Source organism: Campylobacter concisus (assembly GCF_003048875.2).
Taxonomy (GTDB): domain Bacteria; phylum Campylobacterota; class Campylobacteria; order Campylobacterales; family Campylobacteraceae; genus Campylobacter_A; species Campylobacter_A concisus_AU.
This window is the reverse complement of record NZ_CP049264.1, coordinates 1,167,703-1,183,623: the sequence shown is the minus strand read 5'-3', so window position 1 is coordinate 1,183,623 and position 15,921 is coordinate 1,167,703. Positions and strand designations below refer to the sequence as shown.

Here is a 15,921-nt window from a genome sequence, read left to right as displayed (position 1 = left end):
TAAATATCAAATTTAATACCCAAGCTTCTCTAATAAATTTCTCATATCGCAGCCCTTTCTAAAGCCTAGCTCGCATGATCTTTGAAAGTAGCTTTTGGCAGTCGTTTTGTCCTCTTTTTTGCCGTTATCTAAAAGTGCGTAGTTTAAAAATCTTGCGTATCTATTTACTATGATAGTTTGATTAAGCTCGCTACTCACGTCGTTGTAGCCATTTATATAGATGAGCGCAGCGCTGTAACAACCCTCTTTCATATCACTTTCGCAAGCTAGTAAAAATATCTCTTTTAGCTTTTTAAAATCTTTATCATCGCTTGATGAGTTATAAAATTTTACAGCAGCCTTGTAACAGCTCGTTAAATTTGCTCTTATATCGCCCTCGCTTTGGCACATCTCGTTTAAATTTTTTGCATTTAAAAGCATAATGAGGGATAAAAACAAAATCAAATTTTTCATAAACGCTCTTTAGTGAAAATCTCTAACTATCTCGCAAGCCTCTTTAAGGCCTAGCTTGCAAGCTTTTTTAAGCCCTTTTTCTGCCAGCTTTTTATCCTTTTTTGTGCCTATGCCATGATAGTAAAAGTATGCAAGATGTTTGCACCCACTTGCGCTATCTAGCCTGCACGCTTTGTTGTAGTATCTAAATGCCACTTCATCGTCTTTTTCTACGCCAAGTGCGTCGTCATAAAGGCTGGCTAGGTTATTACAAGCATCGGCAAAGTCAAGCTTGCAAGCTTTAAAATAGAGCTTGCTAGCCTTTTCATACTCTTTTTGCTCTTGATATAAGCTCGCTAGGTTGTAGCAAGAGATGCTAAAGTCGCTATCACAAGCCTTTTTGTAAAGCTTTATCGCTTCTTTGTAGTTGCGCTTTACGCCAGTGGTGTTGTGGTATAAAACGGCTAGATTGTAGCATCCTTCATAGAAATTTTGCTCGCAAACTTTTTTGTAAATTTTAGCAGCCTTTTTATAGTCTCTTTTTACGCCGCCGCCGTTATTATATAAAACTGCGATGTTAAAACAGCTTTGTATAAAAGCTAGATCGCAGCCTTTTTTAAAAGCTTCTAAAGCCTTTTTGTGATCTTTCATCTCTTGATACTCAACACCAAGGTTGTGGCAGGCAAATTTATTGCTCTCATCGCAAGTTTTGTTAAGAATTTCTAGTGATTTTGTCGCGTCTTTTTTTACGCCAAGTCCGCTTTTGTAAAACTCAGCCAGATAGATGCATGCGTCTAAATTTTTAAGCTCGCACTCACTTTTGTAAATTCCAAATAGCCTTTTATACTCATCGTCGCTGTATCTGCGGCTAAAATCAATGCAGTTATCCTCGATATTACAGCTATTTGCTTGAGGGATTTTTATCTTTGGATTTGTTGTTAAGGCTATTAAATTTAGTGTTAAAAATATTAGTAAAATTATATTTTTCATAGAAATTTTCTTTATAAATTTTGTTGTTATTTTATAAAATTTAGTTTTAAAATGCGAGTAAGCAGTTAAATTTATAAAAGCAAAAACGTCTCTTTAAATTTAAATTTTTAAATTTTTGCTAATATTTTGGCTTTTTATGAAGGTAAAATTTGACATTTAACTACGTTTTTAAACTATCCATTCCTATCTTTATGGGCTTTTTCCCCTTGGCATCGCCTTTGGCATTTTGGCTAAAAGCATGGGAGTTAGTGCATTTATCGCTGTGGCACTTAGCATGCTTGGATATGGCGGAGCAGCGCAGTTTATGATGCTTTCGCTCTTTAGTGTTGGCACGAGCTACGTTGAGGTCTTTATTGTGAGCTACCTAGTAAATTTGCGTCACACTTTTTATGGAATTTCACTTTTAAAAGAGTATAGCGGGATCAAATTTAGGCTCTTAAACATCGCTTTGCTAACAGATGAGACCTTTGCAATATTTAAAAATTTGGGGCTAAAAGAGGCTAGTGATCGAAGCTTTGTCTTTACCTGGCTAAATTTGCTTTCTTGGTCTTACTGGGCGGCCGGGACGCTTCTTGGAGCGATACTTGGTGACTTCATCAAGGCTGATACAAGGGGACTTGAGTTTAGCTTAACAGCGCTTTTTACAGTAGTCGTCATCGAGATGTTTAAAAATGATAAAAACTACCGCGTGCTCTTTGCGGCGGTCTTTTTTGGAGTGCTTGGAGTGAGCCTCTTTCCAGCTAAATTTGTGCTTGTTGGCTCGATGGCGCTTTGTTTTGTATTTTTACTGTTGTTTAAGGATAAAATTTGATAAGTGTAAGCTCAAGTGAGATGGTGCTTTTTGTGGCTGTGCTTTTAAGTGCCTTAGCTACTTTTATAACGAGGGCGACGCCGTTTTATGCGTTAAGAAACTATAAGCCAAACCCTTATTTAGACGCCATTGAAAAGCATATGGGCATGATGATAATGGTCGTTTTGGTCTGCTACGGGCTAAAAGATACGAAATTTAGCGAGTTTCCATACGGCTTAAGCGAGATAGTGGCGGTTTTTACGGCTATTTTGGTGCATTTGAAATTTAAAAATGCCCTTTTTAGCATAGTCGTTTCAACTGGAATTTATATGCTTTTGATAAGAATTTTTTAAATAAATATAAATTTTAAAAATTAATAAATTTTTTAAATATATGACGTTATAATGCTCTAGCAAATTTTAATGCAAAGGAGCTAAAATGCGTTTAATCTTTAAGGCGGTGTTACTCATGATTTTAGGTGCTACTTTAGCGGTTGCTAAGCCAACCATCTACATCCTAGCTACTGGTGGAACGATAGCAGGAAGCGGCTCAGGTTCGCTTGATTCAAGCTATACTTCTGGAACTGTTACGGTCGATAAACTAATCGCAGCCGTGCCAGATATCAACAAGATCGCTACCATAAAAGGCGAGCAAATTTCAAATATCGGCTCACAAGATATGAATAACGAAGTTTGGCTTAAGCTTGCAAATAGAATAAACGAACTTCTAAACAGCGGCAAAGCTGATGGTATCGTCGTTACTCACGGCACAGACACTATGGAGGAGACAGCTTACTTTCTAAATTTAGTCGTTAAAAGCGACAAGCCAGTCGTGCTTGTAGGTGCGATGAGAAATAGCGGCTCACTAAGTGCTGATGGCCCACTAAATTTATTTAACGCTGTAAATGTAGCTATCAGCAAAGATAGCGTAGGCAAGGGCGTTGTAGTTGTTATGAATGATGAAATTCACGCGGCTCGTGAGGTGACAAAAACTAACACAACAGGCGTTGATACATTTAAATCACCAAACAGCGGCAAGATCGGCACAGTCTTTTACGGTAACGTAAAATACTATATGAATCCGCTCAGAAAACACACAGCAAGTTCAGCATTTGACCTAACTGGCGTAAAAGAGCTTCCAAGGGTTGATATCATCTACTCTCACGCAAATGACAACCCTGACTTTGTAAATGTGGCTGTTAAAAACGGCGCAAAAGGTATCGTTAGCGCTGGTCTTGGCAACGGCAACCCTTACTTTAGCGTGCTAGAGGCTCTTGGCGAGGCTTCAAAAGCTGGCGTAGTGGTAGTTCGTGACTCACGTGTGGGAAGCGGCGAGACAACTATGAATGGCGAAGTTGATGACGCAAAATACGGCTTTTTAACAAGCGACAACCTAAACGCTCAAAAAGCTAGAGTGCTTTTGATGCTTGCTCTTACAAAAACAAGCGATAAAGCTAAAATTCAAGAGTTTTTCTTAACTCACTAAGCTTAATCTTAGCGGAGATATCGCGAGTGCTTTTAAGTGAGCTTTGATTTTTCTCATTTGGTAGAAAAATTATGTGCAACATTTAAAATCATCTCACGATATCCGCTCGTGGCGGAACTATTAAATTTATAGCTCCGCCCTCTCTTTTTTAAAATTCACATTAAATTTAAGGCTCTAAAATGGGGATTAGCGCGCACTACTACGCTTACTCGCAAGATGATATAGAAAAGATCAAAAATGGCGGTGGCGGTGAACTTTTGGACGAATACGATATGGACAAGATGTGGGACGCGATGTGTAAGATGCTAACTGGTAGAAATTTCTCTGAGAGCCTTAAGACTGGCGACATTTTTAACTCAAATGAGCCTTTTAGCTGGGCTATTTTTGGACGAAGTGCCTTAAACGAAGAGCTAAGCGAGATGATCTCTTACACAAATGCCACGGATGTAAAAGAGGTGGCTGAGACGTTGAAAAATGTTGATATCGACGCGCTTTTAGCAAAGATAAATTTAAAAGAATTTGCTAGCTCAAAGACATATCCTGATATCTTTGGGAGCGTGAGCGAATTTGAAGATATAAGGGCGAGTTTAAAAGAGCACTTTGCTGGGCTTTTAAATTTTTATCAAAATGCCGCTAGCAATGGGCTTGGCGTGATAACAGTAATAGCCTAAATTTTAAAATTTACAGATAAAGCGTGAGCTATTTTGCTCTAAATTTAGCTAGTTTTAAAGGCAATTAAATTTATATAAAAACATACTTGGCAAATTTGCTATCTAGGCTGCGAAACAGATATAAAATTGCCATTGTTTTTGCGCTAAATTCATTAAATTTATATCCCTAGCGCCAAAAGTCAAATTTCTCACGTCCAAAAGCAGGTTAAATTTACTAATAAAGCCTTCTTTTATCATAAATTTATAGATTTTGATTTAGCATTTCATTAAAATTTCAAGGCATCTCATGAATTTCTTGCTATTTTTTATCACCCTTGCGCCTATCTCTCTGATGCCAGGCATCAATATGACCTACGCGATGAGCGTTGGTATGAGCTTTGGCTACAAGCACTCGTTTTTCGTGATGGCTGGGCAGCTTTTAGCGATTGCTTTTGTCTCGTTTAGCTGCATGCTTGGCGTGGGCGCGGTGCTGCATCATTTTGAATACGCATTTAAGGCGCTAAATATCATCGCAGGCCTTTATATGCTCTATCTTGGCGTGATGCTCTTTTTTGGCAAGGGCGAGCTTAGCATCACAAAGGTCTCAAATTTGCCAAGCAAAAAGCAGATGTTTATAAATGGCCTCATCGTTAGCGTCTCAAACCCAAAGGCGTGGATATTTTTCTCAGCCTTGCTGCCTACATTTTTGGATAAAGACGATCCATTTAGCCTCACTCGCATGTGTGTTATCACCGTAACGCTCGTTTTCATCGAGTTTTGCGCGCTAAATATCTACGCACTTGGCGGAGCTATGCTAAAGAAATTTTTACAAACGCACCTAAGACTACTTGAAATTTGCACCGCCATTATCGTCTGCACGATCGGTGTGCTCTTACTTTTTAGATAAATTTATCCCCTTTTTACCTAGCTTGGCTAAAATTTGCCCAGTTTGCACTACATTTTTAGCAAAAGGATAAGAGATGAAAAAATTTCTATTTATACTTACAAATCAGCCATATAACGGCACGGACAACGCTTACAACGCACTAAGGCTGGCTAGAGCGCTAAAAGAAAAGGGCGAAGATGTTAGGATCTTTCTCATGAACGACGCAGTCGATCTTGCTCGAAATAGCACCAAAAAGCCAGAAAACTACGACATTGATCTAGTGGAGATGCTAAAAGAGCTATACGCTGGTGGCGCGATGCTTAAGGTTTGTGGTAGCTGCCAAACAAGGTGTGGTTTGCATGTGGGAGAGCCTTATTTTGAGGCTGAGGTGAAAGGCAGCATGGATATCTTGTCCGAGTGGGTGAGAGAGTGCGATCAGGTGATGACATTTTAGAGCAAAAAGGAGAATTTATGAGTTTGACATTTAGTGTAAAAAATAAAAAGAAGCTGCTTGGCGGATATGCAAAGGCGCTAAGCGAGCGTGAAATTTCAGCTCTTGTTGAGGGGCTTTTCTTTTTTAACAGCGAGCAAGAGGAGCCAAGCGCAAATGAGCTGGGCGCTGACGTGATGATAGCAGGCGTGTGGCAAAAGAGCGCTCGTGGCTTTGAGCTAAACTACGAAGATGGCAAGTATATCGTGCGCGTTTATACTCCAAGTGGCGTCGGAGACTGGCAGATCGCACTTGAGCTACTCTCAAAGCTCTCAGCCCAAACAGGCTCAAAAATAGAGTGCGACAACGAAAAAATTTATGATAGTGAGCAAATTTTAAAATTTGACTACGAGACTGACATCATGTGGGGGCTTGAGGCGTTAAAAGATGCAAAAGAGAAAAATCAAACGCTTTATATCTCTGGCGTGGAGCGAGACGTGGCGTTTGACGCGGTTATGGTAGATGAAATTTTTGCAAGCGCCAGCCCTGCGGCTAAATTTGATGAGATGATGAGGCAGGTGCAGTATCTTGACGCATACAGCGCAAGAGAGCACCTCTATCAAGACAAAGACGGCAACGAAATTTTTGGCACATATACACTTAGTGAAAATTTACCGACTATCTTGCCTTATGCTCCATCTCCGTCGTGGCAGGCACAAGAGGCGCTTGGGGATCGCAAGGTCTCGCGCTGGGTGCTTACGCTAGTTGTGGGCGTGGATGATAGTGACGCTCATGTGCTTGATGAGTGTGAATATGGAGCTTTCATGGCAAATTTACCAAAAGAAAAATACCGCTTCATTGACGCTACAAACGTGCTTGTTGAGCCACTTAGCGAGGATGAGATGAAAGAAATTTTGCAAAAGGCAAAGGCATAAATTTAGAGTTTTAAAGGCTAGTATTAAAATTTGCTTTATAAATATTTTTAGTCAAATTTTCATAATTAAGTTTTATTTTATGCGTAATTGACGTATAATTTACGCCAAGAAATTTAAAAAAAGGAGCAAACAATGAAAGAAATTTCAAGGCGAAATTTTATGAAAATGGGTGCTACTGGCGCATTAGCACTTGCTGCTAGCAGTGCAAATGCTGGAGTTTTAGAGGCAAAAGATATTAAATTTGACGAAGAGTATGACGTCATCGTCATAGGCACAGGCTTTGCAGGCTCGATGGCTACTTTGCAAGCGCTAAAACGCGGTAAAAAAGTGCTAATGATCGAGAAAATGGGACGAAGTGGTGGCAACTCAGTCATAAATGCTGGCAATATGGCTGTCCCAAATAATGAATTTCAAAAAGCAGCAGGCATAAAAGATAGCAAAGAGGCTTTTATCGCTGACTGCCTAAAAGATGGTCAAAATTTAAACCATGTCGATCTGCTTGAAGTCATCTATGACCGCGCAAATGACGCTTTTGAATACCTAAAAACGCTTGGCGTTGAATTTACTGGCAAGGTTATCTCAGCGAGCGGTCACTCTATAAAACGTGCTGTTCAGTCTAAAAACACAAGTGGCGCAGGATACGTTTTGCCTATGCACGATGCGATCGATAAAAATCCAAATGCCGTGACAAAAAGAAGGACTAAATTTGATGATTTTATCATCGATGAAAATGGCAGGGTTGTTGGCATAAAATGCAGGGAGGATTATAGATTTGATCATCAGCTTGCAAACGATGATAAAGAGAATAAAACTGGCACGCCAAAATGCTTTAAAGCAAAAGATGGCGTCATTCTAGCCGCAGGAGGTTTTAGCTCTGATAAGTGGTTTAGGATGCAGCAAGTGCCGTATCTAAAAGACAATATCGAGACAGTTAGCCAGCCAGGCGCAACCTCTGGAGCACTAGTAGCTGCGATGAAGCTTGGAGCAAACCCTATCCAACTTAGCTGGATCCAGCTAAATCCATACACAAACCCAACTGAAAGAGGCTTTGGCACATCTGCACTTTTTACAAATCACTGCGCAAATGACTACGGCCTAAGCGTCAATCCAAAAACTGGCAAACGCTTTATGAACGAGCATGCAGGCCGTAAGGTAAAGAGCGATGCGATCTTTGCTTGTATGGCTCAAAGCGATAAAAACGATAACTATCCAGTAAATATCTGCGATCAAGCAGCCGTTGATGCAAACAATATCGCTTATACTAAAAAGGGCGTTGAAGAGGGCTCTATAAAGAAATTTAACACACTTGAAGAGCTTGCAAAAGCTTATAATATCCCGCTTGAGCCATTTTTGGAGACTATTAAAAATTTCAACGAATATGTCAAAAATGAAAAAGACCCTGAATTTGGCAAACCTTTGACAAAAGCTGATGTAAATGGCATTGGCATTACAAAAGCACCATTTTACGCGAGTGAGACTACGCCAAAGATCCTTTACTGCATGGGTGGCATCGAGATAAATACAAAAGCGCAAGTCATAAGCGCAACTACTCACGAGCCTATCGCAGGTCTTTACGCAGCTGGCGAGATCACTGGTGGCGTGCATGGAGCAAGCCGTCTTGGCACGATGAGCATGGCTGATTGTATGGTATTTGGCATGGTTGCTGGAGAGAATATCTAATTTATTTTTACTTAAATTTAGCGGTTTAAATGCCGCTAAATTTAGCTTGCAAGAGCGCTTTTGATTATTTATTTAGCTTCTTTTGGTTAAAATCAGCCCAAATTTACAAAACTAAAGGTTAAAAATGAAACAAGGCAAAGTTTGGAAATTTGGCGATAACATCGACACCGACATCATCATCGCCGCAAGATATTTAAACACTTCAGACGAAAAAGAGCTAGCAAAACACATCATGGAAGACGCTGATCCTAAATTTAGCTCAAAAATAGCAAAAGGCGACATCATCGTAGCTGGTGAAAATTTTGGCTGCGGAAGCTCAAGAGAGCACGCCCCATTAGCGCTAAAAGAGGCTGGCATAGCAGCTGTTGTGGCTAAGAGCTTTGCTAGGATTTTTTATAGAAATAGCTTTAATACAGGGCTTTTGATACTTGAGATCAAAGAAATCGACGAGATAAACGAGGGCGACACGCTAAAGATCGACGTAGATAACGGCGTCATCGTAGATGAAAGCACAAAAAAAGAGTATAAATTTAACGCTATCCCGCCATTTATGCAAGAGCTTTTAAATGCTGGTGGCCTTATCGAGTACGCAAAAGCAAAGATGAACTAAGGAGCGGCGATGAAAAACTATAAAATTTGCGTTATAAAAGGCGATGGCATCGGCCCTGAGATCATCGACGAGGCGATAAAGGTTTTAGACGTTGTAAGCGCTGAGTTTGGTATCAAATTTGAGTACGACTACAAGCTTATGGGCGGTGCAGCTTACGATGTTTTTGGTGAGCCACTGCCAGATGAGACGCTAAGCTCAGCGCTTAGTAGCGACGCTGTGCTTTTTGGAGCGATAGGTGGCGAGAAATGGGACAGCCTACCAAGACACCTAAGACCAGAGAGCGGGCTTTTAAAGATCAGAAAAGAGCTAGAAGCTTATGCAAATTTACGCCCAGCCATCATCTTTGACGAGCTAGTGGATGCTAGCACGCTAAAGCCAGAGGTTTTAAAGGGCGTTGATTTTGTCGTGGTTCGTGAGCTAACTGGTGGGCTTTATTTTGGGCAGCCACGTGAAAAAGGCGAAGATAGAGCGTTTAATACGATGCTTTATACTAAATTTGAGATCGAGCGCATCGCAAAGATCGCCTTTGAGACGGCTATGCTTCGCAAGAAAAAGGTCTGCATGGTCGATAAGGCAAATGTCCTTGAGACTAGTCAGCTTTGGCGCGAGGTGACAAGCGAGGTGGCAAAGGGCTATCCTGAAGTAGAGCTTAGCTTCATGTATGTCGATAACGCAGCGATGCAGCTAGTAAGAGCTCCTGCAAATTTTGACGTCATACTTACTGAAAATTTATTTGGCGACATTTTAAGTGACGAAGCGAGCATGGTTTGTGGCTCGATAGGACTTTTGCCAAGTGCTAGCATGGGCGGCAAAGTGGGAATTTATGAGCCTATCCACGGCTCAGCGCCAGACATCGCAGGGCAGGGCATAGCAAATCCGATCGCGACCATTTTAAGTGCAGCGATGATGCTAAGATATGCTTTTGGCGAGAGCGAGGCTGCAAATGCGATAGAAAGTGCCGTAAAAACAGCCCTTGCAAAGGGATATAGAACAAAAGATATCGCCGCTTTTAACGCAGTTGAAATTTGCTCAACAAGCGAGATAGGCGACGTGATAGCAGGATTTATCAAAAAATGAAAAACACGATCACTGAAGCACTGATCTACGAGGCGCAGGGGCTAAAAGATGATGCGCTTGAAATTTACAAGAACATCTTAAAACAAGACCCATCAAACAAGGACGCCCTTAGCGCGATAAACCGCCTGAGCGGACTTCGCAAGGAGCGCGTGATAAAAAACGAGCAGATGAAAGAGTTTTTTATCAGGATGAAAAGTGACGAAGAGATAAATGAATTTAAAAGGTGGTTGATAAGATTATGAAGCTTGATGATATCGCTAGGATGGCCATTAGTGAGGTTAGCGCCGAGCTTGAGAAGATAGAGGCACTGCAAAACAAAAAGCAAGAAGAGCTTGAAAGGGAGAATTTAAAAAAAGAGCTTTTGGCAATAGAATCTGCCAAAGAGCAAGTGCTTGAAGAGCCAAAAGTAGAGGCAAGCGTGCCAAGTGTGTCAAGTGCGCAAAGCGAGCCAGAGCCAAAGGTAGCGCAAATTTTGCCAAAGAGCAGGGAGATAAGTGATGAAGAAATTTTCTTAGCAAATCTTGCTGAGCGCATCGAGGTGCTTTTTGAGGGTCTTAAGCAAACTAGCGAGCAAGACCTTGGCCAAAGGCTCGAGCTAACGACTAAATTTTTAGAATTTACCCTTGCAAACATCGAAAATAGACTACAAAATCTCTCAAAATAATAAATTTGAGGCAAAAACTGGTACAAGCATTTACAAAAATAGCGAGCTAGACTTCTTTAGGTCGCTATTTGCTCCTTTTAGCAAGCGTGTCTATCTAGTCGGTGGCTGCGTGAGAGATGCGCTTTTGGGACGAGAAATTTATGACTTCGACATCGAGGTTTATGACATAGAGCCTCTTAAATTTGATGAGCTAATGGCTAGCATAAGAGCTAGTGGTGTTGGCAAAAGCTACTTCATCTACAAATACAAAAACTACGATCTTGGTCTGCCACGAAGCGAGAGTAAGACGGGAAATTCGCACAAAGACTTTGCCGTAAGCTACATAAATGATCCAAGCCTTGCAAGCCTTAGGCGTGATTTTACGGTAAATGCCATGATGATGAACATCTTTAACGGCGAAATTTTAGACTTTCATGGCGGCAAAAAGGACCTTGAGTGCAAGACACTAAGGCACATCGATAGTGAGAAATTTAAAGAAGATCCGCTAAGGGTGCTACGTGGCGTGCAGTTTAGCGCGAGACTTGATTTTAGCATAGATGATGATACGCTAGAGCTTATGAAAACGCTTGATCTAACGCATCTAAGTAAGGATAGGATAAATACCGAGCTTACTAAATTTTTTCGCTCAGAGCACCTTGAAAAAGGGGCGTTTTATCTTTTTGCACTCTCTCTTTTTAAAGAAATTTTTGGCGTGCAAATTCACAAGAGTGATGAGTTTTTGGCTGAACTTAAAAGTGCTAGAAATTTCGTGAATGACGAGAGGCTATTTTTGTATATGCTTTTTGGAAAATTTGAGCTTGACGCAAAGGAAATTTTAGAGAAAATGCGCCTGCCAAAGAGCTACTTTTCTATCTTAAAAGAGCCATTTTTTAAAGACATGCCAAGTGACAATGAGCTACTGCAAATTGCTCTAAATATGCCACTAAAATCATGGCTGGGAGCTTATAATAAAGAGCGCATAGAGCGTGCAAAAGAGCTTGGGGTCTATGAGAGTAAATTTGACGCAAAGGTCGATGTGAGCGAGATCTTGGCGGCTGGCTTTAAAAATGAGATGATCGCAGCTGAGATAAAACGCAAGCAGGAGCTTGAAATTTCAAGCTATCTAGCCAAGCGCAAATTTAGAAAATCTTAATCTTTAAAACTCTTAAAAGCCCATTTTGGCTAAAATAAGGCTGTTTATAACACTTTTTAAGGCAAAAATAAATTTATGTTTAACATAGTCCTAGTCCATCCTCAGATACCGCAAAACACCGGAGCTATCGGCAGAATGTGTGTAAATGCAAATTTAAAGCTACACATCGTTAAGCCAATCGTGTTTGACCTGAGCGAAAAGGCTGTTAGACGTGCTGGGCTTGATTATTGGAAAATTTTAGATCCAAAAATTTGGGAAAGCCTAGATGAGTTTTTGGAAGCAAATTTAAGTCACAAAGAGCGATTTTTCTTTGCTACGACAAAGACAAATAAGCTTTATTACGACGCTAAATTTGAGCCAGGGGATTTTATATTTTTTGGCGGAGAGAGCACGGGTTTGCCAAGAGAATTTATGGATATAAATTTTAAAAATGCCATAACGATCCCGATGGGAAAAGAGGGCAGGAGCTTAAATTTAGCCATGAGTGCTGGTATCATCGCATATGAGGCGATCAGGCAAAATATAGCTAAATTCGACTTTAGGAGGGAGATTTGAGAGTAGTTTTTGCTTTATTTTTGGTGTTTTGGGCGGCGTTTGCGAGCGAGATAAGCATCGCAACTTATAATGTGCAAAATTTATTTGACTGCAAAAATGACGGCAGCGAATATCTTGATTTCCAAGTCGGCGTTTCTAAGTGGGACTGCGAGGCAGCTGGCGGCAAGCTACAAAGAACTAGGCAGATCATAAGCGCCATAGATACCGACATCATCGCACTTCAAGAGGTGGAAAACGAGCAGATTTTAAAAAGCCTTGTTGAAGGCAGCGACTATAAATTTATAATTTTCACAAAAGAGAAAAACTCGCCAGTTGGCCTTGGTATCGTCTCAAAGATACAGCCAAGCAGCAGTGAAATTTTTAAAGTGCCAAATGTAAAAACTAGAAATATTTTAAAGGTCGTTTTTGAGGTTGATAAAAAGAATTTTAGCGTCTTTGTAAACCACTTCCCAGCCTTTAAAAACGGACTAAATACCCAAAAAAAGGCTGAAAGAACGCTAAGAGCGGCTCTTACAAAAGAGCAAAATGCCATTATCTTGGGTGATTTTAACTCACCTTATGGCGAAAAGTCGATATTAAATGATATCATCGCAACAAGAGGCTTTTACGACCTTTACAAAGAGCTAGCGCCTGAGGATAGGTACTCTCACACGGCAAATGGCAAAAAGCGAGCGATAGACCACGTTTTGCTCTCGCCTAGCTTTATCAAAAATGGCGATCTAAGCTACGTTACAGGCAGCTTTGAGGTCTTTAAACCAAGCTTTGCAGTCGATGAGCGTGGCTTTGCAAAGAGCGATCTTTACTCAGACCACTTTGCGCTGAGATTTAAGATCTCAACTAGGCCAAGCCCTGTTAAAACCGGCCTTGTTGGTAAATTTTTTAGTGCAGAGAAAAACGCTACGGCAAAAGTAAGCGAGCCAATATATAAAAAAGCCGACGTGGACGCACTTTTTGCAAATCCTGAGGATGTGCCAGTGCTAGTTGAAAGGGCGGTTGTCATCTTAAAAGATAAAAAAGGCTTTATCATCTCGAAAAATCACCGCGGAATTTACGTCTACGACCCTAAAAATAGCGTGGCTGTGGGCGATGAGCTTGACATTTTGGTTAGGCGAGTGAAATTTTACAAAGAGGCGCTTGAGGTGAGCTCTTATGAGATCATAAATGAGCATGGCACAAAAGATGTGAGCGAAAATTTACTTGATAGCTCAAAGCTAAGCATTGCAAGAAGCGGCGATGTGATCGCTAAAATTTCAGGTAGGCTAGAGGGTGGCTACTTGTATACGCCACATGGCAAGATCAGAGTTTATAGCAAAAAAAGGCTAAAAGATGGTGAGTATAGCTTTGAGCAGGCGAGGGTGAAAATTTATAAAAACGAAAAAGAGATCGTTGTGGAGTAGATGGTGCAAATTTTAGATATTTTTATGATCGCAGCGTTTGTTTTGTTTGTTATATTTATGATAAGAGGCGTCATTTTGCAGGCGCAAGAGAAGGAGAGAGCAAGAGAGATGATAAGAGAAAAAAGAGAAAATTTTAATAAAAAGAGTGAGATATGAAAGAGTTGTTACTAGAGATCGGAGTCGAGGAGCTCCCAGCGATACCATTTTTAAGGGAGCTGCCAAACATCAACGCTAAATGGCAGGCTGTGCTTGAAAAATATAACATCAAAAGCGAGTTTAAATTTTACTACACGCCGCGTCGTTTGGTATTTTTCCATGAGAAATTCCCATTAGCTCAGCCAGATAGCGTGGCTAGCTTCGTTGGCGCGCCAAAGCAAGTAGCGCTAAAAGACGGAGCTTTTACAAAGGCTGCGCTTAGCTTTGCAAATAAATGTGGCATAAGTGAGAGTGAGCTTAAATTTAAAGAGATAGACGGCAAAGAGGTGCTTTACTACGAAAAAGAGGTGAAGGGCGAGCCGGTTGCTAAGATAATGGGCGACATGGTCGAGGAGTTTTTAAAGAGCCTTAGCTTTGGCAAGTCTATGCGCTGGGGCAACGGCGAATTTGAGTTTATCCGCCCGATAAGATCGTTTTTGTGCTTGCTTGGTGATGAGGTCATTAAATTTAACAAATTTGGCGTAGAGAGCAGTAACTCTACCTATCCTCACAGAAGCATCAGCTACGATAAGATAAAAATTTCAAATATAAAAGAGTATTTTGATGGCTCAAAGAGCCGTGGGATCGTGCTTAAAGCGGACGAGAGAGAGAAGATAATCCTTAATGAGTTTGAAAAGATCAGCCAAAAAAGTGGGCTAAAGATCGAGATAGATAAAGACTTGCTAGCTGAAGTAGTGGCGATCACAGAGTATCCAACAGCGCTTCTTGGCTCGTTTGAAGAGGAGTTTTTGGAGGTGCCAAGCGAGGTCATCATCACATCGATGAAAGAAAATCAGCGCTACTTCCCAGTCTTTAAAGATGGCAAGCTAGCAAATGGCTTCGTTGTTGTTAGCAACGCCATCACGCAGGACTACTCGCTCATCATCAAAGGTAACGAAAAGGTGCTAAGAGCAAGGCTAAGTGACGCGATGTTCTTTTGGCAAAGCGACCTTAAGGCCGAATTTAGCCCAGAAAAACTAAAAAATATAACCTACCTAAAAGAGCTTGGAAGCATCTATGAAAAAGAGCTTAGAGAGCTAAAAGTGGCTAAAAAACTAGCTAACAACTATGATGAGCTACTTAAAAAAGAAGCTGGTGAGTACGGGGCTAAGCTAGAGCGAGCTGTGATGCTAAGCAAGGCTGATCTTACAACGCAGATGGTTTATGAATTTACCGAGCTTCAAGGGATTATGGGCGCTTACTACGCAAAGGCTAAAAAAGAGGATGAAAATGTCATTCTAGCCATAAAAGAGCAGTATCTGCCAGACGGCGAGGAGGCGCAGTGCCCAAGCAAGGTCTTTAGCTCGGTTGTTGCGCTTTCAAATAAGCTTGATACGCTAATGGGGCTCTTCAGCATCGGCAAAATCCCAAGTGGCACGAAAGACCCATACGCTCTAAGGCGCGCAGCAAATGGCGTGATAAAGATCGTTTTGGCGCATAATCTGAAATTTAACGTAAAAGAAATTTTAGAAGATATCGCAAAAGAGTATAAGAAATTTGATGTTGAAGTGCTTATAAATTTCATCCTTGATAGGCTCTACATCTTCTTTGACGCAAACGCTTCTATCGTAAAAGCATGCATAAAAAGCGGCGAAAAGGATATCTTGGAGCTAACTAAGATGATAGAGGCGCTTGCTAAAATTTCAAGTGAGCCAAATTTTAGAGAGAATTTCTCGACATTTAAGCGCCTTGCAAACATCATAAAAGATGATAAATTTAGCAAGGTCGATGAGAGCCTCTTTGAGATAGATGCAGAAAAGGCCTTAAATGACGCGTTTAAAGCAGTTGATAAGAGCCTAGCATACGAGCCAAGGCTAAAAGCGCTATTTGCTCTAAAACCGCAGATAGATGAGTTTTTTGACAAAGTTATGATAAACGTTGAAAACGAGAAAGTGCGAAATAACCGCGTCGCGATCATCGGTCAAATTTATAGCGAGATACTAAAAGTAGCTGATATAAAAGAGATCAGCTTTTAAATTTGCGCCAGCTTCGGGCTTTGCCTAGGCTGGCTTT

At 40.8% G+C, this 15,921-nt stretch carries 19 protein-coding genes; 17 read left to right on the top strand and 2 right to left on the bottom strand.

Features of this window, described 5'->3' with window-relative positions:
* Positions 1-12: 12 nt before the first annotated feature.
* Both CVT07_RS05950 and CVT07_RS05945 read right to left on the bottom strand, forming a co-directional pair.
* On the bottom strand, positions 13-453 hold the full coding sequence (locus CVT07_RS05950) for a sel1 repeat family protein (RefSeq protein WP_107935820.1): 441 nt from the start codon (positions 451-453) through the stop codon (positions 13-15).
* Positions 454-462: 9 nt separating this feature from the next.
* Positions 463-1,422, bottom strand: coding sequence for a tetratricopeptide repeat protein (locus CVT07_RS05945; protein ID WP_107935822.1), 960 nt, complete (start codon positions 1,420-1,422; stop codon positions 463-465).
* Positions 1,423-1,660: 238 nt separating this feature from the next.
* Here CVT07_RS05945 and CVT07_RS05940 point away from each other — a divergent pair, with 238 nt between their 5' ends.
* The 17 genes from CVT07_RS05940 to glyS all read left to right on the top strand — a co-directional run bounded on the left by CVT07_RS05940 (position 1,661) and on the right by glyS (position 15,884).
* On the top strand, positions 1,661-2,233 hold the full coding sequence (locus tag CVT07_RS05940; RefSeq protein WP_230855688.1) for an AzlC family ABC transporter permease: 573 nt from the start codon (positions 1,661-1,663) through the stop codon (positions 2,231-2,233).
* Positions 2,230-2,565: a branched-chain amino acid transporter permease gene (locus tag CVT07_RS05935; RefSeq protein ID WP_107892332.1), complete on the top strand. Its 336-nt coding sequence runs from the start codon at positions 2,230-2,232 to the stop codon at positions 2,563-2,565. The genes CVT07_RS05940 and CVT07_RS05935 overlap by 4 nt, the downstream gene beginning before the upstream one ends.
* An 85-nt stretch (positions 2,566-2,650) precedes the next feature.
* The gene (locus CVT07_RS05930) at positions 2,651-3,697 is read left to right on the top strand and encodes a type II asparaginase (protein ID WP_103651495.1); all 1,047 of its coding nucleotides are present in this window, start codon (positions 2,651-2,653) and stop codon (positions 3,695-3,697) included.
* Positions 3,698-3,876: 179 nt separating this feature from the next.
* Complete coding sequence (locus CVT07_RS05925) at positions 3,877-4,368, top strand: DUF1877 family protein (RefSeq protein ID WP_107935824.1); 492 nt, start codon at positions 3,877-3,879, stop codon at positions 4,366-4,368.
* A gap of 286 nt (positions 4,369-4,654) precedes the next feature.
* Positions 4,655-5,254 carry a LysE family translocator gene (locus CVT07_RS05920; protein WP_107935826.1) on the top strand — a complete coding sequence of 200 codons (600 nt, stop codon included), beginning with the start codon at positions 4,655-4,657 and terminating at the stop codon, positions 5,252-5,254.
* A gap of 73 nt (positions 5,255-5,327) precedes the next feature.
* Entirely contained in the window at positions 5,328-5,687 is a 360-nt protein-coding gene (locus tag CVT07_RS05915; RefSeq protein ID WP_107935828.1) for a DsrE/DsrF/TusD sulfur relay family protein, read from the top strand.
* 17 nt (positions 5,688-5,704) lie between these two features.
* The gene (locus CVT07_RS05910; RefSeq protein ID WP_107935830.1) at positions 5,705-6,598 is read left to right on the top strand and encodes a DUF4299 family protein; all 894 of its coding nucleotides are present in this window, start codon (positions 5,705-5,707) and stop codon (positions 6,596-6,598) included.
* 132 nt (positions 6,599-6,730) lie between these two features.
* Positions 6,731-8,278, top strand: a complete 1,548-nt coding sequence (locus tag CVT07_RS05905) for a flavocytochrome c (protein ID WP_103617171.1) — start codon at positions 6,731-6,733, stop codon at positions 8,276-8,278.
* 124 nt (positions 8,279-8,402) lie between these two features.
* Positions 8,403-8,888: a 3-isopropylmalate dehydratase small subunit gene (locus CVT07_RS05900; protein WP_107935832.1), complete on the top strand. Its 486-nt coding sequence runs from the start codon at positions 8,403-8,405 to the stop codon at positions 8,886-8,888.
* Positions 8,889-8,897: 9 nt separating this feature from the next.
* On the top strand, positions 8,898-9,965 hold the full coding sequence (leuB, locus tag CVT07_RS05895) for a 3-isopropylmalate dehydrogenase (protein ID WP_107935834.1): 1,068 nt from the start codon (positions 8,898-8,900) through the stop codon (positions 9,963-9,965).
* Positions 9,962-10,207: a hypothetical protein gene (locus CVT07_RS05890; RefSeq protein ID WP_002941772.1), complete on the top strand. Its 246-nt coding sequence runs from the start codon at positions 9,962-9,964 to the stop codon at positions 10,205-10,207. The genes leuB and CVT07_RS05890 overlap by 4 nt, the downstream gene beginning before the upstream one ends.
* Positions 10,204-10,629 carry a CiaD-like domain-containing protein gene (locus CVT07_RS05885; protein WP_107935836.1) on the top strand — a complete coding sequence of 142 codons (426 nt, stop codon included), beginning with the start codon at positions 10,204-10,206 and terminating at the stop codon, positions 10,627-10,629. The genes CVT07_RS05890 and CVT07_RS05885 overlap by 4 nt, the downstream gene beginning before the upstream one ends.
* Positions 10,589-11,761: a CCA tRNA nucleotidyltransferase gene (locus tag CVT07_RS05880; RefSeq protein WP_107935838.1), complete on the top strand. Its 1,173-nt coding sequence runs from the start codon at positions 10,589-10,591 to the stop codon at positions 11,759-11,761. The genes CVT07_RS05885 and CVT07_RS05880 overlap by 41 nt, the downstream gene beginning before the upstream one ends.
* A gap of 75 nt (positions 11,762-11,836) precedes the next feature.
* A complete protein-coding gene (locus tag CVT07_RS05875; protein ID WP_107935840.1) occupies positions 11,837-12,316 on the top strand; it encodes a tRNA (cytidine(34)-2'-O)-methyltransferase in 480 nt (159 codons plus the stop codon).
* On the top strand, positions 12,313-13,713 hold the full coding sequence (locus CVT07_RS05870) for an endonuclease/exonuclease/phosphatase family protein (protein WP_107935842.1): 1,401 nt from the start codon (positions 12,313-12,315) through the stop codon (positions 13,711-13,713). The genes CVT07_RS05875 and CVT07_RS05870 overlap by 4 nt, the downstream gene beginning before the upstream one ends.
* 3 nt (positions 13,714-13,716) lie before the next feature.
* On the top strand, positions 13,717-13,869 hold the full coding sequence (locus tag CVT07_RS05865) for a hypothetical protein (RefSeq protein ID WP_162141601.1): 153 nt from the start codon (positions 13,717-13,719) through the stop codon (positions 13,867-13,869).
* Positions 13,866-15,884, top strand: a complete 2,019-nt coding sequence (gene glyS, locus CVT07_RS05860; RefSeq protein WP_107935844.1) for a glycine--tRNA ligase subunit beta — start codon at positions 13,866-13,868, stop codon at positions 15,882-15,884. Before CVT07_RS05865 ends, glyS begins: the two co-directional genes overlap by 4 nt.
* Positions 15,885-15,921: the final 37 nt, after the last annotated feature.